This window comes from Nonomuraea bangladeshensis (genome assembly GCF_039529455.1).
Taxonomy (GTDB): Bacteria; Actinomycetota; Actinomycetes; order Streptosporangiales; family Streptosporangiaceae; genus Nonomuraea; species Nonomuraea bangladeshensis.
The window spans coordinates 717,139-741,238 of the sequence record NZ_BAAAMV010000003.1 but is presented as its reverse complement, the minus strand read 5'-3'; the positions used below and the strand labels follow the sequence as shown (position 1 = coordinate 741,238).

Annotated in this window: 25 protein-coding genes; 11 read left to right on the top strand and 14 right to left on the bottom strand. The window is 72.7% G+C overall.

The window, feature by feature from the left end; all coding sequences use genetic code 11:
- Nucleotides 1-14 precede the first annotated feature (14 nt).
- Nucleotides 15-608 (bottom strand): TetR/AcrR family transcriptional regulator, encoded by a 594-nt coding sequence (locus tag ABD292_RS11275; RefSeq protein WP_344207048.1) that lies wholly within the window; start codon nucleotides 606-608, stop codon nucleotides 15-17.
- A gap of 71 nt (nucleotides 609-679) precedes the next feature.
- Here ABD292_RS11275 and ABD292_RS11270 point away from each other — a divergent pair, with 71 nt between their 5' ends.
- From ABD292_RS11270 to ABD292_RS11260, 3 genes are all read left to right on the top strand, one after another.
- Entirely contained in the window at nucleotides 680-2,350 is a 1,671-nt protein-coding gene (locus ABD292_RS11270) for an ABC-F family ATP-binding cassette domain-containing protein (protein ID WP_425565066.1), read from the top strand.
- Entirely contained in the window at nucleotides 2,344-3,234 is an 891-nt protein-coding gene (locus ABD292_RS11265) for a Vgb family protein (RefSeq protein WP_425565057.1), read from the top strand. Before ABD292_RS11270 ends, ABD292_RS11265 begins: the two co-directional genes overlap by 7 nt.
- Before the next feature lie 138 nt (nucleotides 3,235-3,372).
- On the top strand, nucleotides 3,373-4,320 hold the full coding sequence (locus ABD292_RS11260) for a quinone oxidoreductase family protein (RefSeq protein ID WP_344207155.1): 948 nt from the start codon (nucleotides 3,373-3,375) through the stop codon (nucleotides 4,318-4,320).
- A gap of 383 nt (nucleotides 4,321-4,703) precedes the next feature.
- On the opposite strand, the gene ABD292_RS11255 is transcribed toward ABD292_RS11260, so the two are convergent.
- Entirely contained in the window at nucleotides 4,704-5,651 is a 948-nt protein-coding gene (locus tag ABD292_RS11255) for an SDR family NAD(P)-dependent oxidoreductase (RefSeq protein ID WP_344207045.1), read from the bottom strand.
- Between the two features lie 54 nt (nucleotides 5,652-5,705).
- Between ABD292_RS11255 and ABD292_RS11250 the strand changes: the two genes are divergently transcribed.
- The gene (locus tag ABD292_RS11250) at nucleotides 5,706-6,125 is read left to right on the top strand and encodes a MerR family transcriptional regulator (RefSeq protein ID WP_344207044.1); all 420 of its coding nucleotides are present in this window, start codon (nucleotides 5,706-5,708) and stop codon (nucleotides 6,123-6,125) included.
- Nucleotides 6,126-6,396: 271 nt separating this feature from the next.
- On the top strand, nucleotides 6,397-6,543 hold the full coding sequence (locus tag ABD292_RS11245) for a hypothetical protein (RefSeq protein ID WP_344207043.1): 147 nt from the start codon (nucleotides 6,397-6,399) through the stop codon (nucleotides 6,541-6,543).
- 42 nt (nucleotides 6,544-6,585) lie between these two features.
- On the opposite strand, the gene ABD292_RS11240 is transcribed toward ABD292_RS11245, so the two are convergent.
- From ABD292_RS11240 to ABD292_RS11225, 4 genes are all read right to left on the bottom strand, one after another.
- On the bottom strand, nucleotides 6,586-7,236 hold the full coding sequence (locus tag ABD292_RS11240) for a hypothetical protein (RefSeq protein WP_344207042.1): 651 nt from the start codon (nucleotides 7,234-7,236) through the stop codon (nucleotides 6,586-6,588).
- A gap of 85 nt (nucleotides 7,237-7,321) precedes the next feature.
- The gene (locus ABD292_RS11235) at nucleotides 7,322-8,317 is read right to left on the bottom strand and encodes a PucR family transcriptional regulator (protein WP_344207041.1); all 996 of its coding nucleotides are present in this window, start codon (nucleotides 8,315-8,317) and stop codon (nucleotides 7,322-7,324) included.
- Between the two features lie 176 nt (nucleotides 8,318-8,493).
- Entirely contained in the window at nucleotides 8,494-9,297 is an 804-nt protein-coding gene (locus ABD292_RS11230) for an ABC transporter permease subunit (RefSeq protein ID WP_344207040.1), read from the bottom strand.
- Complete coding sequence (locus ABD292_RS11225) at nucleotides 9,294-10,187, bottom strand: ABC transporter ATP-binding protein (protein ID WP_344207039.1); 894 nt, start codon at nucleotides 10,185-10,187, stop codon at nucleotides 9,294-9,296. Before ABD292_RS11225 ends, ABD292_RS11230 begins: the two co-directional genes overlap by 4 nt.
- 101 nt (nucleotides 10,188-10,288) lie before the next feature.
- Between ABD292_RS11225 and ABD292_RS11220 the strand changes: the two genes are divergently transcribed.
- A complete protein-coding gene (locus ABD292_RS11220) occupies nucleotides 10,289-11,101 on the top strand; it encodes a patatin-like phospholipase family protein (RefSeq protein WP_344207038.1) in 813 nt (270 codons plus the stop codon).
- Between the two features lie 40 nt (nucleotides 11,102-11,141).
- Nucleotides 11,142-12,164, top strand: a complete 1,023-nt coding sequence (locus ABD292_RS11215) for a 1-acyl-sn-glycerol-3-phosphate acyltransferase (RefSeq protein ID WP_344207037.1) — start codon at nucleotides 11,142-11,144, stop codon at nucleotides 12,162-12,164.
- Here the strand turns inward: ABD292_RS11215 and ABD292_RS11210 are convergent.
- Genes ABD292_RS11210 through ABD292_RS11200 form a run of 3 tightly spaced genes read right to left on the bottom strand, consistent with a single transcriptional unit; the run spans nucleotide 12,106 to nucleotide 15,361 of the window.
- Nucleotides 12,106-13,596 carry a cobyric acid synthase gene (locus ABD292_RS11210; protein ID WP_344207036.1) on the bottom strand — a complete coding sequence of 497 codons (1,491 nt, stop codon included), beginning with the start codon at nucleotides 13,594-13,596 and terminating at the stop codon, nucleotides 12,106-12,108. The two genes, ABD292_RS11215 and ABD292_RS11210, sit on opposite strands and share 59 nt — an antisense overlap.
- Before the next feature lie 47 nt (nucleotides 13,597-13,643).
- On the bottom strand, nucleotides 13,644-13,961 hold the full coding sequence (locus ABD292_RS11205; RefSeq protein ID WP_344207035.1) for an antitoxin: 318 nt from the start codon (nucleotides 13,959-13,961) through the stop codon (nucleotides 13,644-13,646).
- A gap of 53 nt (nucleotides 13,962-14,014) precedes the next feature.
- Complete coding sequence (locus tag ABD292_RS11200) at nucleotides 14,015-15,361, bottom strand: lanthionine synthetase LanC family protein (RefSeq protein WP_344207034.1); 1,347 nt, start codon at nucleotides 15,359-15,361, stop codon at nucleotides 14,015-14,017.
- 68 nt (nucleotides 15,362-15,429) lie between these two features.
- Between ABD292_RS11200 and ABD292_RS11195 the strand changes: the two genes are divergently transcribed.
- Nucleotides 15,430-16,380, top strand: coding sequence for a sulfotransferase family protein (locus tag ABD292_RS11195; protein ID WP_344207033.1), 951 nt, complete (start codon nucleotides 15,430-15,432; stop codon nucleotides 16,378-16,380).
- A gap of 1 nt (nucleotide 16,381) precedes the next feature.
- Here the strand turns inward: ABD292_RS11195 and ABD292_RS11190 are convergent, their stop codons facing one another.
- Entirely contained in the window at nucleotides 16,382-17,278 is an 897-nt protein-coding gene (locus tag ABD292_RS11190; RefSeq protein WP_344207032.1) for a glycoside hydrolase family 32 protein, read from the bottom strand.
- Between the two features lie 150 nt (nucleotides 17,279-17,428).
- On the opposite strand from ABD292_RS11190, the gene ABD292_RS11185 reads away from it, so the two are divergent.
- Nucleotides 17,429-18,349, top strand: a complete 921-nt coding sequence (locus ABD292_RS11185) for a DNA-3-methyladenine glycosylase family protein (RefSeq protein WP_344207031.1) — start codon at nucleotides 17,429-17,431, stop codon at nucleotides 18,347-18,349.
- Here the strand turns inward: ABD292_RS11185 and ABD292_RS11180 are convergent.
- The 3 genes from ABD292_RS11180 to ABD292_RS48920 form a co-directional block, all read right to left on the bottom strand.
- A complete protein-coding gene (locus ABD292_RS11180) occupies nucleotides 18,315-19,457 on the bottom strand; it encodes a sensor histidine kinase (RefSeq protein ID WP_344207030.1) in 1,143 nt (380 codons plus the stop codon). The two genes, ABD292_RS11185 and ABD292_RS11180, sit on opposite strands and share 35 nt — an antisense overlap.
- Nucleotides 19,454-20,110, bottom strand: a complete 657-nt coding sequence (locus ABD292_RS11175; RefSeq protein WP_344207029.1) for a response regulator transcription factor — start codon at nucleotides 20,108-20,110, stop codon at nucleotides 19,454-19,456. The genes ABD292_RS11180 and ABD292_RS11175 overlap by 4 nt, the downstream gene beginning before the upstream one ends.
- A 1,487-nt stretch (nucleotides 20,111-21,597) precedes the next feature.
- Nucleotides 21,598-21,978, bottom strand: coding sequence for a phosphatase PAP2 family protein (locus ABD292_RS48920; protein WP_364460565.1), 381 nt, complete (start codon nucleotides 21,976-21,978; stop codon nucleotides 21,598-21,600).
- 109 nt (nucleotides 21,979-22,087) lie between these two features.
- On the opposite strand from ABD292_RS48920, the gene ABD292_RS11165 reads away from it, so the two are divergent.
- Nucleotides 22,088-22,261: a hypothetical protein gene (locus ABD292_RS11165; RefSeq protein ID WP_344207027.1), complete on the top strand. Its 174-nt coding sequence runs from the start codon at nucleotides 22,088-22,090 to the stop codon at nucleotides 22,259-22,261.
- A 12-nt stretch (nucleotides 22,262-22,273) separates the two neighbouring features.
- Here ABD292_RS11165 and ABD292_RS11160 read toward each other — a convergent pair whose 3' ends face one another.
- Entirely contained in the window at nucleotides 22,274-23,005 is a 732-nt protein-coding gene (locus tag ABD292_RS11160) for a phosphatase PAP2 family protein (protein WP_344207026.1), read from the bottom strand.
- A gap of 103 nt (nucleotides 23,006-23,108) precedes the next feature.
- Between ABD292_RS11160 and ABD292_RS11155 the strand changes: the two genes are divergently transcribed.
- On the top strand, nucleotides 23,109-23,993 hold the full coding sequence (locus tag ABD292_RS11155; RefSeq protein ID WP_344207025.1) for a diacylglycerol/lipid kinase family protein: 885 nt from the start codon (nucleotides 23,109-23,111) through the stop codon (nucleotides 23,991-23,993).
- The last annotated feature ends 107 nt before the right edge of the window (nucleotides 23,994-24,100 follow it).

Sequence of the window (24,100 nt, the reverse complement as noted above, 5' to 3'; positions counted from 1 at the left end):
TCGCAAGACTTGGCTCAGAGGACTCCGGCGCGGGCGGCGGCCAGGGCGGCGTCGGCGGCACGGTCGGCGTCCCGCTCACTGACCGGCTCGTGCGCCACGAACAACCGGTAGTAGACGGGCGCGACCGCCACCCTGATCACCTCGCGGACGTCCACCACGTCGGGCAGCTCGCCCCGGGCGACCGCCCGCCGTACGACCTCGGCCGACTGGTCGTGCCTGGCCACGAAGAAGTCGTGCAGCGCCCGCGCCGCCGCCTCGTTCTGCACGGCGGCCGCCACGAACGCCGACGACACCGGCCCCAGCTCGGGATCGTCGAACCCCGACCGGACAAGCTGCACGACGCCCCGTAGGTCGCCCTCGATCGTCCCGGTGTCGGGGATGGGCCACGGCTCGTCGCGCGCCAGCTCAAGCGCGTCGGAGATGAGCCCTTCCACGTTGCCCCAGCGCCGGTAGACGGTCGTCTTGTGCACGCCGGACCGCTCGGCCACCCGCTCGACCGTCAGCCCGGTGTAGCCGTGCTCGGCCAGCTCGGCGAGGGTCGCCTGGCGTACGGCGTCGCGTACGCGCGCGCTGCGCCCTCCCGGCCGTTTGCTGCCACCCGCTTCCAAAAACTACTCCAGTTGCGTTTGTCTGCCCGCTTGTGGTTAGCTAACGCTACCGCAGTTGCGATTGGAGTTCCATCCTGATCCACCTTCGTAGCGTTTCCAAGTCCTACGGCGAGCACGTCGTGCTCGACGACGTCACCGTGTCCGTCAAGGCGGGCGAGCGCGCGGGCGTCGTCGGCGAGAACGGCTCGGGCAAGTCCACCCTGCTCCGGCTCCTGGCCGGGGTCGAGCGCCCCGACGACGGCGAGATCACCGTGCCCACCGCCGCCGACGAGGTGGGTTATCTCGGCCAGACCCTGGACCTGCCGCCCACGCACACCGTCCAGCAGGCCGTGGACACCGCCCTGGCCGGGCTCCGGGCCATCGAGCGCCGCCTGCGCGACCTGGAGACGACCCTCGCGACGGCCGCCGCCGACACCGCAGACGACACCGCCGACGGCACCGCCGCCCTCGCCGAGTACGGCGAGCTGCAGACGCTCTACGAGGCGCGCGGCGGTTACGAGGCGGACGCCCGCGTCGACAAGGCGTTCCACGGCCTCGGCCTGGCCCACGTCGGCCGCGACCGGACCCTCGGCAGCCTGTCGGGAGGCGAGCTGGCCCGGCTCGGGCTGGCCTGCGTCCTCGCCGCCGCGCCCCGCGTCCTGCTCCTCGACGAGCCCACCAACCACCTCGACGAGCCGGCGTTGACCTGGCTCGAAGACCGCCTGCGCGAGCATCGCGGCACGGTCGTCGTGGTCTCCCACGACCGCGTCTTCCTCGGCCGCGTCGCGACCGCCGTCCTGGAGGTCGAGGGCGGTGCCGTCACCCGCTTCGGCGGCGGCTACGACGGCTTCCTCGCCGCCAAGGCGACGGCGCGGGCCCGCTGGGAGCAGGCGTACGCGGCCTGGTGCGCGGAGGTGCGCCAGGTGCGCGAGCACGCCGCCACCACCGCCCATCGCGTCGCCGCCGGCGGCCTCATGCGCGACAACAACAAGATGGCCTACGACCGTAACGCGGGGCGCGTGCAGAGCTCGATCTCCAGCCGCGTCCGCAACGCCCACGAACGCCTCTGCCGCCTCCTCGACAACCCGATCCCCCGCCCCCCATCCCCCCTCCACTTCCACTCCCCCTTCACCCCACCCCTCACCCCCGACGGCCCACCCACCGCCGTCCCCGTAACCACCGGAACCACCGGGAGCGCCTCCTCGCCATCGGAGCAAGCGGTGCTGGTCGAGCTCCGCGACGTCCGGATCGGCGACGGCCGCCTGCACGTCCCGCATCTGGCCCTCGCCCCAGGAGACCGCCTGCTCGTACGCGGCCCCAACGGCGCCGGCAAGTCCACGCTCCTGCAAGCGCTCGCCGACGAGGCCGCCCGCGCCTCGGTCAGAGTCGGCCACCTCCCCCAGGAGGTGACGTTCGACCCCGACCTCACCGTCCTCGCCGCCTACGGTCACGGCTACCCGGACGAACGCGAGGCCGCCCTCCTCGGCACCGGCCTCTTCGCCCCGCACACGCTCCGGCAGAAGGTCGGCGAGCTGTCAGTGGGGCAACGACGCCGCCTGGCCCTCGCCCGCCTGCTGGCCTCCGAGCACGACCTGCTCCTGCTCGACGAGCCCACCAACCACCTCTCGCCACTCCTGGCCGAGGAGCTGGAGCAGGCACTCGACCACTACCGCGGCACGCTCGTCGTGGTGTCGCACGACCGCGCGCTGACCCAGCGCTTCCGCGGCGAACACCTGCACCTCGTAGGGGGACGTATATGTTGACCATGATCGACGCCGGCACACCGTACGGCATCACGACCGGTCCGGACGGCGAGCTCTGGTTCACCCTCGTCCACCAAGGCCGCATCGGACGCCTGCGCCCCGGTCACGACGCCCCGGTGATCCACCAGCTCGACCCGGCCGACGGCCAGCCCACCGTGATCACGCCTGGCCCGGACGGCGCGATGTGGTTCACCGAGGGCCAGGGCGGCCGGGTGTCCAGGATCACCGCCGACGGCGAGGTGACCGCCTACCCCGCCGACTCCCCGTTCGGCATCACGGCGGGCCCAGACGGCGCCATGTGGTTCACCCAGATGCAGCCGGGCCGCATCGGCCGCATCACCCCGGACGGCGACCGCGCCGACTTCGAGATCCCGTCGCCCGGCGGCATGCCCGCCTTCATCACCCCCGGTCCCGACGAGGCCCTGTGGTTCACCCTCAACCAGGGCAACGCGATCGGCCGCGTCTCACTGACCGGCGAGGTGACCCTCCACCCGCTGCCCACGGAGGCCGCCGCCCCGGTCGGCATCACGCTCGGCCCCGACGCGGCGCTGTGGTTCGTGGAGATCGGCACCGGGCAGATCGGCCGCATCGACCCGACCGGCAAGATCGACGAGTACCCACTCGCCGACCCCGCCTCCCGCCCACACGCGATCATCGCAGGCCCCGACGACGCCCTGTGGTTCACCCTCTGGGGCACCGACCGCATCGGCCGCATCACCCCGGATGGCGCCATCCAGGAATTCCCCCTCCCGGAGCCACCACCCGGTCATGGAGGCGGCGAACCATGGAAGGCAGAGCCACACGGCCTGACGGTGGGCCCGGACGGAGCAATCTGGACCGCCCTCGAAGCCGGCGCCCTGGCCCGCCTCACCACGACGCCCTGACCACCCGGCCTCGCCCCACTCCCCACCACCTACGGGCTCATCACGGCTCGATCTGAGCCGCCACCCGTCGAGTCCGTCAAGGGGGTGTTGCGGGGGTCCGGGTGGCGACCGGACTCTCGCGCGGAGTTGACTATGGGCATGCATGCCATCTTCGTCTCCGCCCAGGGCGGTCCAGAAGTTCTCGAATACGTCGAGCGTCCCGACCCCACGCCCGGTGACGGCGAGGTCGTGGTCGACGTCGCCGCCAGCGGCGTCAACTTCATCGACATCTACCACCGCTCCGGCGCGTACCCGCTCGACCTGCCCATCACCATCGGCTCCGAAGGGGCGGGCACGGTCGCGGCGGTCGGGGCCGGGGTGCGGGACGTGGCCGTCGGCGACACCGTGGCCTGGGCGAACGTGCTCGGCAGCTACGCCGAGAAGGCCGTCGTGCCGGCCGCGCGGCTGGTGCCGGTGCCGGACGGCGTGTCGGCCGAGCTGGCCGCCGCGACGATGCTGCAGGGCATGACCGCCCACTACCTGACCCACTCCACGCACGAGGTGAAGGAGGGCGACCGCGTCCTCGTGCACGCGGGCGCGGGCGGCATGGGCCAGCTGCTGATCCAGCTCGCCAAACTGCGGGGCGCCAAGGTGTACGCCACGGTGTCCACCGACGAGAAGGAGAAGCTGGCCCGCGAGGCCGGGGCCGACGAGGTGCTGCGCTACGACGACTTCGCCGAGGCCCTGCGCGGCACGATCGACGTCGTGTACGACGGCGTCGGCAAGGCCACCTTCGACGGCAGCCTGGACGCCCTGCGCCCGCGCGGCCTCATGGCCCTGTACGGCGCGGCGAGCGGCCCGGTCCCGCCCCTCGACCCGCAGACCCTCAACAAGAAGGGCTCGCTCTTCCTGACCCGGCCGACACTCGTGCACTACATCGCCGAGCGGGCGGAGCTGCTGCAGCGCGCGTCCGACCTGTTCGGCTGGATCGCGGCGGGCGAGCTGCGCGTCAACATCTCGCACCGCTACCCGCTGGCGGACGCACGGAAGGCTCACGAGGACCTGGCCGGCCGGCGCACGACCGGCAAACTGCTCCTCATCCCGTGACGATCGGCCGGTGACCATACCTCGGTGAGGGTAGCCGTCCGGGCCGACGGCGGACGGCTACGGGGAGTCATGAAAGAACTGAAGCCACACGGCTTCAGCGTCGCACCGACATCCACGAGCCGTCTCGGTCACGACGACTCGATCACCCTTCCGCTCCGTGCGCCTTCCTCGGCGACAAAAGAAGCTCCTGACAGGGAGTTGATCATCACGAGCTCCCGCCGCCATCGTCAGGATGTTGTTGCCGCGCCACCGGAACGACCGCTCGCGCGGGCGGTGGCTCTCCCGCCACCGCCCGCGCCTTTACCTCCTGCCGCGCAGACCTCGCGGCGGTGGCCGCGCTGCCGCTGCGGCCCCGGGCGTCCGCTCGCGGGTGAGCCGGACGGTCAGCCGAAGGCGGTGTGACCGGTGAGGTCGGCGGAGAGGCGCCAGAGGCGGGCGGCGGCGTCGGGATCCACCGCCCACGGCTTGACGCCGCCGACCAGCATGTCGTCGCAAGCCGCGGGCTCGGCGAGGTCGCAGTCCTGGCAGTAGGCGCCGCCGTACGCCTCCAGCAGGGGCGAAGTGGCCGCCCACACCGCCGTCGCTGCGCCCTGGGCCGGGGTTTTGAAGCCGTCGGCCGGGCGGTCGCCGGTGATCCAGCCCTGGGCGACTTGCTCCTCGTGGGGGATCCGGCGTTGCAGCGGGGTGAGGATGCTGCCCGGGTGCACGGAGAAGGCGCGCAGGCCGTCGGCCGCGCCGAGTGCGTCGAGATGGACGGCGAACAGGGCGTTGGCCGTCTTGGACTGCCCGTAGGCCACCCAGTGGTCGTAGCCGTGGCGGAAGTGCGGGTCGTCCCAGCGGATGTCGGACAGGAAGTGGCCCGAGGAGGAGACCGAGATCACCCGGGCCCCGGCGAGCGCCGGGCGCAGCCGGTTGACCAGGGCGAAGTGACCGAGGTGGTTGATGGCGAAGTGCGCCTCCCAACCGGGGCCGACGGGCCGCTGAGGGTAGGCCATGACGCCCGCGTTGCCGATGACGATGTCGAGCGTACGGCGGGTCTCCAGGAACAGGTCGCAGAAGGCCCGCACGCTGCCGAGGTCGGCCAGGTCCAACTCCCGGACCTCCGTGCGGGGGAGATCGCGCAGCGCGTCCGCTGCGACGCCGGGACGGCGGGCCGGTACGACGACGTGCGCTCCGGCCCGCGACAGCGCGCGGGTCGCCTCCAGGCCGAGGCCCGAGTAGCCGCCGGTGATCAGAACGTTACGGCCGGACAGGTCGAGACCGGCGAGGACATCGTCCGCCGTACTGTGCGCGCCGAATCCCGAACCTAGTTTCTGTTGTGCTGATGCCATGCCCCTGACCGTAGAATCTAGACTGCGATCTAGGTCAAACTATGGCGAGGTGCCATGAGCAGGGACACCGACCGCCTGTCCATCGGTGACGTCGCGCAGGCCACCGGGCTCGGTGTACACGCGCTGCGCTTCTTCGAACGCGAGGAGCTGTTCCTGCGCCCGATCCCGCGCACGGCAGGCGGGCAGCGGGCCTACGACCGGGCCGACGTGGAGTGGCTGCTGCTGTGCAACCGGCTGCGCGAGTCCGGCATGCCCATCGCCACCCTGAGGAGGTTCGCCCACCTCGTGCGGTCGGGGCCGGGCAACGAGCCGGAGCGGCTCGCACTGCTGGAGGAGCACGAGCGGGCCGTACGCGACCGGATCGCCGATTTGACGGCGAGCCTGGAGATCATCCACGGCAAGGTCACCGCCTACCGCCGGCACGTCGAGGAGGGGACCGCGGCCGGGGTGTGGTCGCCGACGCCGTCCGCGTAGAGCGAGCGGGGGTGCATGACTTCCACACGGAAACCCTCCAGATGATCCTCGTCGAACGATTTCCAGGAAGACAGCTTCTTCCTGTTCGACAGCTGAGACATCACCGATCGACAGGACCGGCTGCAACGACTTTTCAGGAGGCGGCTCGCCAACCTGGAGCGCGCATCTCATGCAACCGGGGCGAGATACGTTCGATCATCTAGTCAACGGGCAGACGCAGCCGAGCACAACTGATGCTCTTTGTGACGGTGCATTGGACGCAGGAGAGCCGTTGGCAGATGACATCGAAGAAGTTCGCATCGCCTGGCGAGCGCAGCCCGGCAAGTATACGAGTTCGGCAGCGTTCGCCGCGATGTCCATGGCGAGCGGCGTCATGCTGTCGAGCGAGCGGCTCGACAGCGTTGAACAGAACTGGTGACAGAGAACTTTTGCTGATGCGGACGCCGATCCTGCGCGTGACTCAATACCGGAGATGTGGAGGCATGTGGATGGAATAGCGGAGGCTGCGGAGCAGTTCCTCGTCCAACCGAATTCGGGTCTCCAGCTCGAAGGCGGTGAGAATCGCGGCCATCAGGTAGGCGGGATCCGCTTCGCCGTCATCGTCATCAAGATGATCATCAACTTCGCGCAGATACGGGTCGAAGAGCGGCCGGTAGCGGGCATACGGGCCTTCGAAGGGCGTCGCTGCTTCCCGTATGGATTCGGCGGCGTCATCCGATTCGAAGAGGTATGCCTCACTCCAGCCGAAACCCGGGCCGGCCGGTGAGCTGAATGAGAAATCGAGATTGTAGAAGTCCCATTGGGCGATCGCGCGTGTGACGCCACGTCGAAGCGCATCGTCGGTGCGTAGATACAGACCCGCGACGGATTGCCAGTCCCACGTCACTACAGCGTCTTCCACTTGATCGATGAAAACGCATCCGTCATGATCGAGGAGGTCATGTTCCGCCCTGGGCTGAAGATCCCCGGCTTGTAATCCCATTCGCTGCAACGCCTCGTCCAGCCTCAATGGGGTGGTGACCGTATAGCAGAACATCTCCTGGTGTCCACCGAGGAAACTGTTGTACCTCGCCATGATGGCGCGCAGTGGTGCCGGCAGGGCATCGAACATGTGCAGATCTTCTCAGGAGGAGAGCAGGGGCATGATCTCGAGCATGTGTCCGGCACGGCGGCCGACGGCTGCCCGAAGGGCTTGGTCAGGCGTTCGGCCAGCCGAGGAGGCGGGCGCCCAGGACGGCGGTCTCCAGGGTGAAGCGCTGGGTGGGGTCGTCCGGGGAGAAGCCGGTCAGGCGGCGGATGCGCTCCAGACGGTACGTCACCGCGCGCGGGCTCAGCCGCAGCTTGCGGGCGGCGGCCGTCTGGTTGCCGTGGGAGGCGAAGATGGCCTCCAGGGTCTCCAGCAGCGGTTCGTGGCCGCCGCGCGCCTCCAGGAGCGGGCTGAGGACGCTGGTCACCAGGTCTTCGATGGCGCTGCGGTCGCGGAGCAGGACAGGGAAGACCAGCAGGTCGGCGGCGCGTACGACGTCGATCTTGAGCGATAAGGCGTCGGCCAGCGCCAGGGCCTGGGCGGCCTCGCGGTAGGAGGTGACGACGCCGCCCGGGCCGCGGTGCGCCCGGCCCAGGCCGACACGCCAGCCGGTGGCGAAGCGGGCGCGTACGTGGTGTGTGAACTCGCCGACGGCGGCCGGCAGCGTGGCCGGGGCCACGCACACCAGGAGGTCGTCGTGGACGGCGACCAGGACGTTGTGCGAGCCGAAGCGGGTGACGAGGGCGCGTTCGACGGCGTTCCTGTCCTGGGTGAGGCTCGTGGAGGGGAGGTTGCCGGCCACGGCGACGACGTACGACTCGGCGAGGCGCAGGCCGAAGTGCTCGGCACGTTCGGCCAGGCGTTCGGCCCGGCCCTGGAGCAGGTCGTCCACGAACTCCCTGCGGGCCTCCTCCTCGTCCCGGATCGCGGCGAGCTGGGCCTGTTCGTACCCCTCCATGAGGGCGGAGACGGCGCGGCGGAGCGCGGGCAGGACGGGTGGGAGGCCGTCGGCGGCGGCCAGGGCGTCGTCCACGAGCGAGCGCAGCGGCACCCCCAGTTCGGCGGCCCGTACGCCGGCGGCGCGGCACGAGTCGAGCGCGTGCCGGTCGGGCGCCCGCCCCGTCCCCGCCGCCTCGGACAGAATCCTGCGGCATGCGTCGAGCAAGCCACCCCGCACCTCGGAGGCAGAGGACCCCGCGCCGGACGTCCCCATGCCGGAGGCTCCCGGACCGGAGGTGGACGGGCCTGAGGGTCCCGCGTCCGAGGAGGCGCCTCTGGCGGAGGGGGTGCCGGGGGGTGGGGGGTCGTCGCGGGGGGCCGCAGGTAGGGGTGGCAGGGTCATCACACTCCTACGTCGCGCCGGTCGAAGGCGAGCACCGCGGTGAGCGCGAGCACGACCGTCGCTCCCGCCAGCACAAGGTAGTCCCCCACCGGCACCCCCTCAAAGAGGGGCCGCCCTTCGGCGTAGTAGTGGAACGGTGAGACCCACTTGAGCCAGGAGATCGCGTCCCAGGAGCGCCCGACGGTGACCACCATGTAGCCGGCCACGACCCACACCCCGACCACGGCCGAGGCGACGAGCCGCCGCCCCGTGGCCGCGCCGACGGCCAGGGCCACGGTGCCGTGGAACAGGCCGAGGAGCAGCACGCCGAGGTGACCGGCGAGGATGCGGCCGAACGGCACCCCGTTCTCGACCAGGGCGCTCATCCCCCAGGCGACCAGCAGCGTCACGGCGGCGACCGCGAGCAGGCCGAGCGTCAGCGCGGCGAGCCTGGCGAGCACGAGCCGCCTGCGGTCCACCGGCAGGGTGAGGACGAGCTCCAGGGTCCCGTTCTCCTCGGGCCCGGCGAGCGCCCGGTTGGCGAGCAGCGTCGCGCACGCGATGAACAGCATGGGGACGAAGAGCTGGTAGACGGCGGTCTGGAGGTACCCGGCGCCGCTGGTCATGTCGGCGAGGCCGCCCATGAGGTCGCGCAGCGGGCCGGGGAACTTGGCGATCATCGCCGGCCCGTACACGTCCGGGCTCTCCTTGATGCTCCCGTAGACCGCGAGGTAGAGCGCCACGAAGGCGCTGATGCCGGCGGTCCACCAGAACGTTACGCCGCGGTGGTCGCGCAGGCTCTTGCTGATCAGCGGGCCGTTCATCGGGGCCGCTCCTCGTCGCTGTAGTAGGTCAGGAAGATCTCTTCGAGGTCGGGTTCGGCGCTCACCAGGTGGACCACGGTGTGGCGGGCGGCGGCCTTGACGAGCGCGTCCGGGCGGCCGTCGATGGTGCAGGACAGGGCGGCCCCCTCCAGGCGCAGGTCGCGTACGCCGGGCAGCCCCTCGAAGTCGGCGCGCGGCACGGGCGCCGCGAAGTGCAGCTCGACCCGGCGCACCGCCTTCTCGCGCAGCGCCGCGACGTTCTCGACGGCGACGAGCCGCCCGCCGCGTACGATGCCGACCCGGTCGGAGACGCTCTCCACCTCGGCGAGGACGTGCGAGGACATGAGGACGGTACGCCCGGAGGCGCGCACCTCGCGCACCAGCGCCAGGAACTCGTGCTGCACGAGCGGGTCGAGCCCCATGGTCGGCTCGTCGAGGATGACGAACTCGGGCTCGTGCATGAACGCCTGGATGAGCCCGATCTTCTGCCGGTTGCCCTTGGAGAGCTTGCGCATCGGCACCGACAGGTCGGCGTCGAAGCGCTCGGCGAGTGCCGCGATGCGCGACTCGGGGACGCCGCCGCGTACCCGGCCGAGGAAGCGCAGGTAGTCGAGCGCGCGGTCGCGGCTCTCCAGCACCAGGTCACCCGGCAGGTAGCCGATGCGGGCGCGGACGGCGGGCTCGCGCGGTGAGCCCCCGAGGACGCGGACGAGGCCGCTGGTCGGCCTGATCACGTCGAGCAGGAGCCTGATGGTCGTGGTCTTGCCGGCGCCGTTGGGTCCGAGGTAGCCGAAGACCTCGCCCGGCTGGATCTCCATCGTGAGGTCCGCGAGGCCCCGGCGGCTGCCGTAGTACTTGGTCAGCCCTTCGGCCTGCACCACTGCTGTCATGGCGGCATCGTCCCGCCGTTGTGGGTAGGGCGTCAGCGGGCGGATCCGGCAAGGTTCGCGGGCCGTTCGTTTCCGAGGCGCGGCAAGGGGAGGGTGAGGGCGTGGAGACGGCGTTCGTGCTCGGTGGCGGTGGCGTGCTCGGCGCGCACGAGGTGGGCATGCTGCGGGCGCTGGACGCCGCGGGCATCCGTCCCGACCTGGTGGTGGGCACGTCCGTGGGCGCGCTGAACGGGGCCGTCATCGCCGCCGGGCCTGGCGAGGCGGTGGAGCGGCTGACCGGGTTGTGGCGCTCCGACATCGTCCGCACCGCGTTCGCCGGCTCGTGGGTGGCCCGGCTGTCGACGCTGGCGAGGACCGGCACCCACCTGCATCCGATCGGGCCGCTGCGCGACGTGCTCGCCGAGACCGTACGGGTGGAGCGGATCGAGGAGCTGGCGGTGCCGTTCCAGTGCGTGGCGGCGTCGGTGGAGCGGGCGGCGGCGCACTGGTTCACGGCGGGGCCGCTGGTGCCGGCGGTGCTGGCGTCGTGCGCGGTGCCTGGCCTGCTGCCGCCGATGGTGATCGGCGGGGAGCATTTCTACGACGGCGGCCTGGTCCACAGCATCCCGGTGGGCCGGGCGGTGCGGCTCGGGGCCAAGCGCGTGTACGTGCTGCACGTCGGCAGGATCGAGCGCCCGCTGACGGCGCCGCGGCGGTTCTGGGAGGTGGGGATGGTGGCGTTCGAGATCGCCCGCCGGCACCGCTTCGCCGAGGACATGGCGAGCCTGCCGCCGGGCGTGGAGGTGCACGTGCTGCCCGCCGGGGCGACCGAGGCGATGTCGCCGCTCCGCTACCGCGACGGGGCGCAGGTGTCGGCCTGCATCGAGCGGGCGTACCACGCGTCCGCCCGGTATTTGAGCGACCATGGCGGATGAGGGCAGAGGAGGGAGGACAACCTAGTCCAGGGAGGCCGTGTTGCTCCCCCCACGCATTCTGCGCCGGGTCGTGCTGGCGCCGCTGATCGTCCTGGTGACGGTGGCCATGCTGGTCACGCTGCCGCTGTGGCTCGTCGTCGCGGCCGTCGCCTCGATGGGGCTGCCGCCGCCGCAGCGGCGGGCGCCGCGGTTCGTGTGGTTCGCGGTCGCCTGGCTGACGCTGGAGTCGCTGGTGCTGATCGCCTGCCTGTGGCTGTGGGTGGCGGGCGGGGCCCGCCGCCGGGAGCGGCACTACGCGCTCGTCGGGTGGTTCCTGTCGCGCCTGTACGGCGCCGCCGAACGGATCTTCCGCCTGACCGTGGACGTCGAGGGCCCGCCCTGCGCCGACGACGCGCCGCCCCGGCCGCTGATCGTGCTGTCCAGGCACGCCGGCCCCGGCGACTCGTTCCTGCTGATCCACCGCCTGCTCGTCGCCCACGACCGGCGGCCGAGGATCGTGATGAAGGCCGCGCTCCAGTACGATCCCACGCTCGACGTGATGGTCAACCGGCTGCCGAACGCGTTCGTCCCCCGCCGCTCCGGCCGCCGGCGCATCGTCGAGGAGATCCGCCGCCTGGCCGGCACGATGGGCGACCGGGACGCCCTGGTGATCTTCCCGGAGGGCGCGAACTTCAGCCCGCGCCGCCGCCGGGTGGCGATCCGCCGGCTGGAGGCGAAGGGGCTGACGGAGGAGGCCGCGCGGGCCCGCCGCATGGAGCACGTGCTGCCGCCGCGGCCGAACGGCGCGCTCGCCGCGATCGCTTCCTGCCCGGGGGCCGACGTGGTGTTCGTGGCGCACACCGGCCTCGACGACCTGGTCACGCTCGGGGACGTGTGGCGCAGGCTGCCCTACACCGTGCGCATCTCGGCGACGTGGTGGCGGGTCCCGGCCGGCGAGGTGCCGCGGGGGCGCGAGGAGGCCGTGCGCTGGCTGTACGACAACTGGGAGCGCGCCGACGCCTGGATCACCGCGCGGCGGGAGCTCCCGGTGGAAGGAACGGGACCTCCGGCGGGCCGTCGCTGATCAGCCGGAGCAGCGCGCCGGTGTCGAGGTGGCGCTCCACGAGGTCGCCGAGCGCGTCCAGCCTGGCCTCCCTGAGCGCCGCGAAGTCGGTGCCGGGCGCCGGGACGAACTCGCGCCCGGCCCGCGCGGCCACGTCGGCGAGGAACGCGCGGCGGAAGCCGTCGTTCTCCAGCGCGCCGTGCCAGGTGGTGCCCCACACGTCGCCGACCCGGCAGCCGTCGAGGAACGGCTCCCCGCCCTCCACGGTGACCCGCCCGTGGTGGATCTCGTAGGCGCGCACCGGCTGCCCGTACGCCGTCCCCTCGGGCCGGCCGAGGCATTTCTCCGGGGCGAACTCGACCCGCGCCGGCAGCAGACCGAGCCCCTCGACCCGGCCCGCGCCCGACTCGACCGCGTCCACGATCTCGCGCCCGAGCATCTGGAACCCGCCGCAGACGCCGAGCACCGGCCCCTTCCGCTCGGCGACGGCCGCGGCGAGGCCCGTCCTGCGCAGCCAGCGCAGGTCGTCGACCGTGGCGCGCGAGCCGGGCAGCACGACGAGGTCGGCGTCGTCCAGCTCGGCGGGGCCGGTGACGAAGCGGACGACGACGCCCGGTTCGGCGGCCAGCGCGTCGAGGTCGGTGAAGTTGGAGATGCGCGGCAGCCGGACGACCGCGACGCGCAGGGTCTGCCGGCCGTGCGGCGGGCGGGCGGCGACGTGGCGGGCGTCGAGCGCCAGGGAGTCCTCGACGTCCAGCCAGAGGCCGTCGAGCCAGGGCAGCACGCCGTAGACGTGCCGGCCGGTCAGCTCGCGCAGCATGTCGAGTCCGGGCTCCAGCAGCTCTCGCGCGCCGCGGAACTTGTTGATCACGAATCCGGCGACGAGCGCCTGATCGGCGGGCTCCAGCAGGGCGACGGTGCCGTGGAAGGCGGCGAACACGCCTCCTCTGTCGATGTCGCCGACCACGACGACCGGCAGGCCGGCGGCCCTGGCCAGGCCCATGTTGGCGAGGTCGGTGCGGCGCAGGTTGATCTCGGCGGGGCTGCCCGCGCCCTCGCACACCACCACGTCGTACTGGGCCCGTAACCGGGCCAGGGACTCCAGGGCGGTGGCGCGGAGGAGGTCCTTGAGCTCGCCGTACTCCATCGCGTCCACGTCGGCGACCGGCCGGCCCATGAGGACGACCTGGCTGCGGCGCTCGCCGCCCGGCTTGAGCAGGATCGGGTTCATGTCGGCGACCGGCTCCAGGCCGGCGGCCTGCGCCTGCGCGGCCTGGGCCCGGCCGATCTCGGCGCCACCGGGGGTCACGTAGGAGTTGAGCGACATGTTCTGCGCCTTGAACGGCGCCACGCGCACGCCCTGGCGAGCGAGCCAGCGGCAGATGCCCGCGGTGACGACGCTCTTGCCCGCGTCGGACGTGGTGCCCGCGACGAGCAGTCCTCCGGTGACCATGCGATCACCGTACCGGAGCCCCGGTGGCGCCGGTGATCGTGCGCCGGTCAGCCCTGGGTGCCGCGCCGGTAGGGCTCGCCGGTCGGGTCGCGCTCGGCGGACATCTGCTCGCGCTCGGCCGGCGTCGGGCCGGCGCCCTCGGTGGTCCGGCCGGTGCCCGTGGTGCCACCCGTGGTGCCGCTCGTGGTGCCGCCGCCGTAACGGCGCTGTACGGCGTCCGCGCCCTTCTCGATGTGCTCGTCGTACTTGTGACCGGTGCGTTCCTTGGCGAACCGCTCGGCCTTGTCGAGCATCTGGTCGGCCTGCTTCGAGTGCCCGCGGGCCAGGTTCTCGGCCTTCTTCAGCCATTCCGCGATGCGGCTCATGATGCCTCCCCCTCGTGTCGGTTACCCGGCCCCTACCCGACGGAACCGGACCGTCACCTCGGGCCGGGGTCGGTCAGGTGCGCCGCCGGCACGGGGATCGAGGGGAACGGGTTGTCGGGCAGGAGGATGACGCGGCGGGCGTCACGGGGCCGCAGGGCGGCGTCGAGGTGGAGCAGCGCCGAGCCGATGCCGGCCGCACCCACCATGTAGCCGGTGTCCGCGCTCACCTCGCCCGGCCGTAACCGCCGGTACGCCTGGTACCAGCGGAACCCGCGGCCGTCGTGGTCGGTGGCCGCGCCGATGAGGTGGCGGGCGAGCCTGCGGGCGTAGCCGAGGTAGGTCTCGTCGCCGGTCTCCGCCCAGAGGCCGGTGAACAGCTCCAGCAGCCCGGCCGAGCCGCAGCACTGGCAGGCCGTGTTCCAGAAGCCGGGGGTGCGCCGCTCCGGCACGCCGCTGCGGACGATGCCGCCGGCCAGCCGCTCCACCCATTCGAGGTGGCCCCGCTCGCCGGTGACCCGGTGCAGCTCCTGGAACATCCGCGCCACGCCCGCCGAGCCGGAGCAGAACCCGAGGTAGTGCAGGCCGCGCCCCTGCGGCACGTGGTGGGGCACCAGCGCGCACCGCTCGGAGAGCACGCTGATCTCGCGGACGAAGCCCGCCCCCCGGTTGGCCGCGTCCAGGAAGCGCGGCTCGCCGGTGAGGCCGTACAGGCGGGCGAGGAGGAACGCGGTCCCCGCGGTGCCGGCCAGGAAGCCGGGGGTGACGGCGTCCGTGGGCAGGTCGGGGCAGTCGCCGAAGCGGTGGCCGGGGACGGCGAGCCCGGCGATGCGCTCCCCCGCCTCGACCGCGATCTCCTCGTGGCCCTGCACGCCGAGCGCGGCGGCGGCGCGCAGCAGCCCGAGCACGATGCCGCCGTCGCCGCGCTGGGCGGGGTCGCCGGTCCAGCCGGGGCCGCCGGGGAGCGGCCGGGCGGACCGTACGACGTGCTCGGCCGCGGCCCGGGCCGCCGACTCCAGCCGCTCGTCGCCGAGCGCCCAGCCGGCCTCGGCGAGCGCGACGACGGTGCCGGTGAGCCCGTGGTAGAGGGTCAGGTCCTGCTGCTCGCGCCAGGTGGCCGCGAGCCGCCGGGCCCCGGCCGCGGCGTCCTCCAGGTACGCCTCGTGCCCGGTCGCCGCGGCGAGCTCCAGGAAGAACAGGACGATGCCGGCCGACCCTGCGTAGAGGGAGGCGGGCTCGGGGGCGGCCAGCGCGGAGCGCCCGCGGGCGTCCGGGTTGGCGGCCCAGGTGCGACCGGCGGCGTCGTCGCGGGCGGCGGTGCGGATCCACCGGCCCGCCAGGATGGCGGCGGTCAAGGGCGTCTCGGCACGCTCGCGCGGCGAGCGGGTCTTGTCCAAACCCATACGTTTGATTATCCCACACTTCTGGTAGGAAAATTAGGGTGTTGTCCGAGTCGTCTGGAGGGAAGACGGTGGCCCTGCCCGATTTCCTGATCGCGGGCGTGCCCAAAGCCGGCACGACCGCCCTGCACACAGCGCTGCGACAGCATCCCGAACTCTACCTGCCCACGATCAAGGAACCGAAGTTCTTCCTCACCGACGGCCCGCCGCCCGAGCACGGCGGCCCCGGCGACGTGGAGACCTACCAGGAGCACGTCTGGCGGCGCGAGGAGTACGAGGCGCTGTTCGCGGGCGCCCCTCCGGGCGCGCTGACCGGCGAGTCCACCCCGTTCTACCTCTACGACGCCGGAGCGCGCCGCCGGATCCGGGCCCTCGTCCCGAATGTCCGGATCATCGTGACGCTCCGGGACCCGGTCGAGCGCGCCCACTCCAACTGGACGCACCTCTGGTCGGCCGGGCTGGAGCCGATCGGCGACCTCGTACGCGCCTGCGAGGCCGAGCCGGAGCGCGTCGCCGCCGGCTGGTCGCACTTCTGGCACTACGTCGGCCTCGGCCGCTACGGCGAGCAGCTGGCCGATCTGTTCGAGCTGTTCCCGCGCGAGCAGGTGCTGATCTTCCGCTACCGGGACGTCGTGGACCGCCCGGCCGAAACCCTCGACCGCATCTGCGCCTTCCTCGGCGTGCGGCAGGGGCTGCTCACCGAGGTGCCCCGGCGGAACGTCACCGCGCACCCCGCCCCCGGCGCCCGGCACGCCGTGCTGTCCACGCTGGCCCGCCGCCTGCCCGCCCTGGCCCGGCCGATCGAGGGCCTGCTCCAGCACCGGGGCGAGGCCCGCCGCCCGCTGTCGTGGGAGCAGCGGCAGCGGCTCATCCCGTACTTCGCCGAGGACGTGGCGCTGCTCCAGCGGGTCACCGGCGAGGACTTCGGCGACTGGCTGCGGCCGAGGGAACGCTCCGGCGGCCTGGTCGGCGTCCGGCCGCCGGGACAGCGGCAGTCACGCAACGGCCGCGGCCGGGGGTGAGTCACCGCAACTCGGTGCGCAGCTCGTGGGCGCCGTCCTCGCGGGTGTACTCGTAGTAGAGGCGGGTCCCGCCGCCGGGCAGGTCCACGAGCTCCAGGTAGCGCAGGCCGCCCCCGCCGTACGGCGAGCGCGCGGCGGGCCGCTCGCCCACGGGGGTCAGCGCGGCCGGGTCGGTCCCGACCGCGATGCCGGTGCGCTCCTCGTAGTTCTCCTCCGCGCCGGCCCGGCCGTCGTAGAAGGCCACCACCCGGTCGCCGTCGAAGCGCACCGCGCTCACGCGCACGCCGCGCGCGTCCCACATCCCCGGCCGGCCGGTCAGCGCCGTGCCCTGCCAGGTCCACTCCATGCCGTCGGCGCTGGTGGCGTAGTCGGTGACCATCTGGTCGGCCTCGTCGGGGTCGGCGAGCGGGTGGCAGGAGGCCCACAGGTGCCACACGCCGTCGCGCCGGACGATCACCGTGTCCTTCACCCCGGTCTTCGGGTCGCCGGGCAGGACCGTCACGCGGGTGCGCGGGTCGAACGCGCCGGGCTCGTCGGCCTCCAGCACCTCCACCCGCCAGTGCTTGGTGCCGGTCGTGGCGCAGCTCAGGTAGAGCCGCCAGCGCCCGTCGGGCAGGTGGACGAGGGTGGGCCGCTCCAGCGACTCGGCGTCCATCTCCTCCCGCGTGATCGTGGCGAGCGTCTCGAAGCGCTCGCCGTCCACGGAGCGGGCGATCGCCACCGCGTAGCCGCGGCCCTGCCCGACGGGGCGGCGCAGCCGGTAGGCCAGGTGGATGAGCCCGCCGGCGGCGACGGCGCTGGGCGCGCCCGCCCAGTGCCCCTCCCCCGGCGACGGCGGCCCGATCGCCACGCGGGCGCGGTCGGGGTCGGGCAGAAGGGCGTTCTCGTCGATCGGCATGGGACCGAGGGTAGGGCTGGACTGGGTGCCGGACATCGCCGCTTGCCCCTTCTTTAGGATTCTCCTCATTGCCTATGGACTTTAGCGGGAATCCGGGGCGTTCCGGTGGAGCGAACCGGGTCTGTCGGGGGCGGCTTCTACCCTACGGGTATGACCCCGCACGGATTCACGATCACCGCCGACGGCCCGTTCGACTTCGGCGGCTGCCTGCGCTTCGCCGAGGACTGGCCGGCCACCAGCGCGCTGCCCTCCGACGGGCGGGCGCTGCGCTTCGCCTACTGCGCGGAGCACGACTGGAAGCCGATCGGGGTGCGGGTGACGGCGGCGCCGGGCGGGGTCGAGGTGGCCACCACCCGGCCCGCGGGCCCGTCGATCCGCGGCGAGGTGGCGCGGATCTTCTCGCTCGACGTCGACGGCACGGGCTTCGCCAAGGCCGGCGAGGCCGATCCCGTGCTCGGCGACGTGCAGCGGCGGCGTCCCGGCCTGCGCCCGCTGTGCTTCTGGAGCCCGTGGGAGGCGGCGTGCTGGGCGGTCATCGTGCAGCGCTCGTCGATGCTCGTCGCCTCGCGCGTCAAGCAGCGCATCGCCGCCCGCTTCGGCGCCGAGGTCGTCGTGGACGGGCAGGCGTTCCAGGCGTTCCCGCCGCCGGTGTCGCTGCTGGAGGCGGGCGGGCTCGGGCTGCCCGCGCAGAAGGAGGAGTGGGTGCGCGGGCTGGCGCGGGCGGCGCTCGACGGCGTGCTCACCACCGAGCACCTGCGCTCGCTCGCCCCCGAGGAGGCGCTGGCCGAGCTGCGGGCCCTGCCCGGGGTGGGGCCGTTCTCCGCCGGGCTCATCCTGATCCGCGGCGCGGGCGCGCCCGACGCCTTCCCCGGCGACGAGCCGCGGCTGTTCGCGATCCTGCGGGAGGCGTACGGGCTGCCCGAGGACGCCCCGCCGGCCGCCTACCGCGAACTGGCCGACGCGTGGCGGCCCTACCGCTCGTGGGCGTCCTTCCTGTTCCGCGCCACGGCCTACGGCACCCTCGACGACCAGGCCGTCACGCGGCCGGGTCCACCGGCAGCTCGACGGTGATGGTCAGGCCGCCCTCCTCGCGCGGCCAGCCCGTGACCGTGCCGCCGTGGGCCTCGGCGATGACCTTGACGATCGACAGACCGAGCCCGCTCCCCCGGTCCGAGCGCAGCCGGTCGCCGTGCAGCCGCCGGAACGGCTCGAAGATCGTCTCGATCTCGTAGGCCGGCACGGGCAGCCCGGTGTTGGCCACGACCAGCTCGACCCGCTCGGCCCTGCGCCGCGTCGAGAGCCAGACCTCGCCCTTCGGGTGGTTGTGCCGGATCGCGTTCTCCAGCAGGTTCTGCACCAGCCGCTCCACCAGCACCGCCTCGCCGGTGGTCGGCGCGGGGTCGAGCAGCCGGTGGATGGTCACCTCCCGCTCGGCGGCCTCGGCGGCGGCCTGGTCGAGCACGTGCTCGGCCACGTCCGTCAGGTCGAACGGCCGCCGGTCCAGCACCGCCTGCTCGCCCTCCGCCAGCGCCAGCAGGCCGTCGATGAGGCGTTCGTGCCGGGCGTTGACCAGCAGCAACGACTCGCCGAGCCGTTTGACGTCTTCGGTGGCGTCGGGCCGGCGCACGGCCACGTCCACGAGAGTCCTGTTGATGGTCAGCGGGGTGCGCAGCTCGTGGGAGGCGTTCGCGACGAACTTGCGCTGCGCGTCGAACGCGCGGGCCAGCCGGCCGAGCATGGTGTCGAAGACGTCGGCCAGCTCCTTGACCTCCTCGCGCGGGCCCTCGTAGGAGATGCGCTCGGTGAGGTCGTGGCTCTGGGCGACCTGGCGGGCGGTCTCGGTCATCCGCCGCAGCGGCCGCAGCACCCAGCCGGCCGTCCGCCAGCCGACCCCGAACGCCCCGGCCGCCCCCGCCACCACGGCGAGCGCGCCGAGGTCGCGCACGGCCGTGAGGGTGTCGCGCTGGTAGGCGGCGCGCACCCGCATCGCCTGCCGGCGCCCCACCTCGTACAGCGGGTCGTTCCTGCAGACCCCGTCCTGCGTGCAGGCGGGCGTGAGCAGGTCGGCGCGGTATTCGAGGCTGGAGCGCACGACGAGCCACACACCGGCGAGCACTGAGGCGCCGAGGACGAGGAACACCACGGCGCAGGACACGGCGAATCGCAGACGCGCGCTCACGGGATGCGGTAGCCCGATCCGGGGACGGTCTCGATGACCTGGGGCTCGCCGAGCTTCTTGCGCAGCTTCATGACCGTGGTGCGCACGGTGTTGGTGAACGGGTCGATGTGCTCGTCCCACACCTTCTCCAGCAGGTCCTCGGCCGAGACGACCGCGCCCCTGGCGCGCAGCAGCTCGGCCAGCACGCCGAACTCCTTGCGCGCCAGCGGCACGTACACGCCGTCGCGGAACACCTGCCGGTGCGCCCAGTCCAGTCGCACCCCGGCCCGCTCCAGCAGGGGCGGGTCGGCCTTCCTCGCGCGCCGGCCGAGCGCGTGCACGCGGGCCACCAGCTCCTCGAACGCGAACGGCTTGGGCAGGTAGTCGTCGGCTCCCAGCGACAGCCCGCGCACGCGGTCGCGCACGTCCCTGGCGGCGGTCAGCATCAGCACCCTGACCAGCCACTCCTTCTCCACCACGGTCCTGCACACCTCGTCGCCGTGCACCTGGGGCAGGTCGCGGTCGAGGACGAGCACGTCGTAGTCGTGCACGGCGAGGCGTTCCAGCGCCGCCTCGCCGTCGTAGGCGACGTCCACCGCCAGCGCCTCGCCCCGCAGCCCCTCGGCGATCGAGTCGGCGAGCATCTTCTCGTCCTCAGCCACCAGCACCCGCACGCGCGCCCCCTCGCGAGATCCATGAACGGCGAAGATCCTCGCCGAACCCACATAACGCCCGCATAACCAAATCTCGTGACGATCAGGTTATCGGTCATCCGCTGGACTGCCCTGCCTACGGCCGGAACCGACCGGCCCGACGTACGGGGAGGACGTCCGTGACCGCCCGACTGCTCCGGACGCACCGGCTGTTCTGCTGCGTGCTCGCCCTGGCCGCCGCGCTGCGCGTGCTGGTCATGCTCGGCTACGACACGGCGCAGGTCTACTGGTACGACTCCTTCACCTACCTGGACACGGCCGTGCACATGCGGCCGCAGGGAGCGTTCCACCCCGCCGGGTACTCGTGGTTCCTGTGGGCGCTGCTTCCCTTCCACAGTGTCCGGCTCGTGGTCGCGGTCCAGCACGTGATGGGCCTGGGGGTCGCGGTGATGATGTACGCCCTGCTGCGCCGGCGCTCGCTGCCCGGCTGGGGGGCGGCGCTGGCGACCCTGCCGGTCCTGTTCGCCCCGCCGTTCGTCCGCCTGGAGCACGCGGTGCTGTCCGACCTCCAGGTGATCTTCCTGGTCACGGCCGCGCTGCTGGTGCTCATGTGGCGGCCCGGGAAGATCTCCGTCCGGGCCGCGGCCGCGGCGGGCCTGCTGCTCGCGCTGGCCGGGCTGACCCGCACCGCCGCCGTGCCGCTGCTCGGCCTGGCCGCGCTCTGGCTGCTGCTGCGCCGCACGCCCTGGCGGCACTGGCGGCCACTGGTCGCGCTGGCGCTCGCGGGCGGCCTGCCGCTGCTGGCCTACGCCGGCTGGTACGCCCAGCACCACGGCAGGTTCGGCCTGAGCGGCTCCGACGGGGTGGCGCTGTGGTCGCGCACGATGACGTTCGCCGACTGCTCGGTGATCAAACCGCCGCCCGACCTGGCCCCGCTCTGCCCGAACGGCACCGTCGTGGACGCCGCCTCCGAGTACGTCTGGGCGCCGGGCGCCGCGCTCAACCGCCTGCCCGGCGACCGTTTCACGCACAACGACGCGGCGAGGTCGTTCGCCCTCGCCGCGATCGCCGCCCAGCCGCTCGACTACCTGCGTGAGGTGGTCAAGGACACCTCGCTGGCCTTCACCTGGGAGCCGGTCGCGCATCCGAAGCGGGTCACGCCCATGTCGACGTTCCCCGTCGGGTCGTGGTCGCTGCCCGAGGAGCACGCGCTCATCGGGAAGGTCCGCGCCGAGTACGACCAGGACATCAGCGGGATGTCGTCCGTCGAGCCGTACGCGTCGATCCTGGCCGCCTACCGGTACCCGTGGGCGCTGCACGGCCCGCTGCTGGGCGTGATGCTCGTCGTGGGCGGGCTCGGCGTGGCCGCGGGGCGGGAGCGGCGGGCCGTGCTGCTGCCGTGGGCGTTCGCGATGTTCCTGCTGGTGGCGCCGGTGGCCGCGCTCGACTTCGACCACCGGTACGTGCTGCCCGCCATCCCGCCCGCGTGCCTGGCCGCCGCCCTGGCGTCAGGACGCCTGCGCCTGCGCCTTCAGGGCGACCGCCGGTCGGCCCTCCGCCCCGACCCGCCGGAACAGGATGGCCCGCGCCGCCACGACCACGCAGACCAGGCCGAGCAGCAGGCCCCAGGTCACGTCGGTGAGGAAGTGCATGCCCCGGTACAGGCGGGAGAACGCCACGCTCAGCGGCGCGGCGACGCCGAGCACCCAGATCACCACCTGCAGCGCCCGGTTGCGGGTGTGCGTGGCGAGCACGAGGGCGAGGCCGCAGTAGAACGCGACCGCCGCGCTGACGTGCCCGGACGGGAAGCTGGAGGTGGGCGGGGCCGGGTCCAGGTGCTCCACCGGCGGCCGGTGGCGGCCGACGACCTCGGTGGTCCCGAGGAACACCAGTGACTGGCTCCACACCGCGACGATCAGGAAGACCGACTCCAGCCAGCGTTTCCACACCAGCCGGAAGGCGATCGCGGCGATCGCGGTGAGCGCCACGATGTAGGGCGTGTCGGACAGGCTGCTGCCGAAGTCGGTGAGGGTGTTCCACTCGGAGGTGCGGTCGGCGGCCAGCGCCCGGCTCAGTCCGGCCTCCCCGGTCGGCCAGGCGAGGATCGCCCGGCCGACCCCGTACGTCACGGCGGCCAGCAGCACCAGCGGTAAGAAGATCGTCGCGGCGTAGTACTTCACGTGCTCACTCATGGGTCACCTTCACCGATTCCGGTTCCACTCCTTCGCTCACCGGCGAGGCCGGTCTGCGCCCCTGCTCGCGCCGCCACATCTCGAACGCCGCCGCCGTGGCGGCGATCACCGCCACGCCGAGCACGATGCCGCCCACGACGTCGCTCACCCAGTGCACGCCGAGCGCCACCCGCGTGTACGCCACCGACAGCACCACGAACCACCCGGCCGCCCACGCGAGCCGCCGCCCCCACCGGGGCAGCGAGGGCAGCAGGAGCAGGACGATCACGCCCACGCCGAGCGTCACGTTGACCGCGTGGCCCGACGGGAACGAGTCGCCCGGCGCGAGCGCGACCGGGTCGGGGAGGTGCGGCCTGGCCCGGGCCACGACGATCTTCAGCGCGAGCCCGAGCAGCCCGCCCACGACCATCGTGGTGACCGCCCACGCGGCCAGGCGCGGCGCGCCCCGGTAGAACAGCCAGGCGGCGTACAGGCCGACCGCGATGCGCCACGGCCACGGCCCGAACAGGTCCGTCCAGACGATCAGCACCGTGGTCACGCCGGGGTGGGCGAGCGCGTACGCGTGCAGGTCCACCGCCACCTGGTGGTCCAGGTCGTTCAGCGGCATCTTGGCCACGACGAGGAGAAGGGTGAACGGAATCATGATCAGCGCCACGGCGAGACTCGCCAGCGCCAGCCGCAGCCCGAGACCGCGATCAGGATCTTTGAGCTGTGGAAGTCTCACGTCTCCCGCCCTTTCCCTCGGTTGCGCGTCCGCCACGGCTACCCAGCGGGCGCGCGATTAATGCTCCTGTCTGAGAAGCCGCGGCCGGGGTAGTCGCACCCACATGTCCCCCACTGTGGCGGTGATCGCCCACCGCAAGAAGACGTTAGGAGCCGGCCTGGACCGGCTCCGGGTGCTCATCACCGAGGAAGGCGTCGGCGACCTGCTCTGGTACGAGGTGCCGAAGAGCAAGAAGGCGCCCAAGAAGGTGCGCAAGGCGCTGAAGAAGGGCGCCGATCTGGTGTTCGTCTGGGGCGGCGACGGCATGGTGCAGCGTTGCGCCGACGCGCTCGCCGACTCCAAGGTGCCGATGGCCATCCTGCCCGCCGGCACCGCGAACCTGTTCGCCGGCAACCTCGGCATCCCCATCGACCTGGAGGAGGCCGTGCGGATCGGCTTCCACGGGCGGCGCGAGCGGCTGGACCTGGGCGTGGTCAACGGCGAGCACTTCGCCGTGATGGCCGGGGCCGGGTTCGACGCGGAGATGATCGCCGCGACCGACGGGGCGGCCAAGCGGAAGCTCGGCAAACTGAGCTACGTCAAGGCGGCCGTCCAGGGCGTCGGCGGCCCGCTGGTGCCGATGACGATCGAGATCGACGGCTCCACCTGGTTCGACGGCATGGCGAGCTGCCTGCTGCTGGGCAACGTGAGCACGATCGCGGGCGGCATCGAGGCGTTCGACGACGCCCGGCCGGACGACGGCTGGCTGGACGTGGGCGTCTCGACGGCCAAGGGCCCGGTGCAGTGGGCGCGGGTGCTCGGCAGGATGGCGGCCGGGCGTTCCGACGAGTCGCCGTTCGTGCGGATCACGCGGGCGCGCAAGGTGTCGGCGAAGTTCGGCTCGCCGCTGACGTACGAGCTGGACGGCGGCGACCGGGACAGCGTCACGGAGATCGAGGCCGAGGCCGCGCCCGGCGCGCTCACGATCTGCCTGCCACCTGCGCGGTGACCGGTGTCACGGGCTTGACCTGGACTTCTCGGAATGGCCGCGACCGGCCTGGGTAGCGAACGACGCCTGACAGCAAAGACATCCATGTCACGGCGCGTGCCGAGGAG

Excerpts from the sequence above, each read along its gene's own strand:
- ABD292_RS11265 (WP_425565057.1), top strand. The coding sequence starts at position 2,344 with ATGTTGACCATGATCGACGCCGGCACACCGTACGGCATCACGACCGGT.
- ABD292_RS11260 (WP_344207155.1), top strand. The coding sequence starts at position 3,373 with ATGCATGCCATCTTCGTCTCCGCCCAGGGCGGTCCAGAAGTTCTCGAA.
- ABD292_RS11255 (WP_344207045.1), bottom strand. The coding sequence starts at position 5,651 with ATGGCATCAGCACAACAGAAACTAGGTTCGGGATTCGGCGCGCACAGT.
- ABD292_RS11250 (WP_344207044.1), top strand. The coding sequence starts at position 5,706 with ATGAGCAGGGACACCGACCGCCTGTCCATCGGTGACGTCGCGCAGGCC.
- ABD292_RS11240 (WP_344207042.1), bottom strand. The coding sequence starts at position 7,236 with ATGTTCGATGCCCTGCCGGCACCACTGCGCGCCATCATGGCGAGGTAC.
- ABD292_RS11230 (WP_344207040.1), bottom strand. The coding sequence starts at position 9,297 with ATGAACGGCCCGCTGATCAGCAAGAGCCTGCGCGACCACCGCGGCGTA.
- ABD292_RS11225 (WP_344207039.1), bottom strand. The coding sequence starts at position 10,187 with ATGACAGCAGTGGTGCAGGCCGAAGGGCTGACCAAGTACTACGGCAGC.
- ABD292_RS11210 (WP_344207036.1), bottom strand. The coding sequence starts at position 13,596 with ATGGTCACCGGAGGACTGCTCGTCGCGGGCACCACGTCCGACGCGGGC.
- ABD292_RS11205 (WP_344207035.1), bottom strand. The coding sequence starts at position 13,961 with ATGAGCCGCATCGCGGAATGGCTGAAGAAGGCCGAGAACCTGGCCCGC.
- ABD292_RS11200 (WP_344207034.1), bottom strand. The coding sequence starts at position 15,361 with ATGGGTTTGGACAAGACCCGCTCGCCGCGCGAGCGTGCCGAGACGCCC.
- ABD292_RS11190 (WP_344207032.1), bottom strand. The coding sequence starts at position 17,278 with ATGCCGATCGACGAGAACGCCCTTCTGCCCGACCCCGACCGCGCCCGC.
- ABD292_RS11185 (WP_344207031.1), top strand. The coding sequence starts at position 17,429 with ATGACCCCGCACGGATTCACGATCACCGCCGACGGCCCGTTCGACTTC.
- ABD292_RS11155 (WP_344207025.1), top strand. The coding sequence starts at position 23,109 with ATGTCCCCCACTGTGGCGGTGATCGCCCACCGCAAGAAGACGTTAGGA.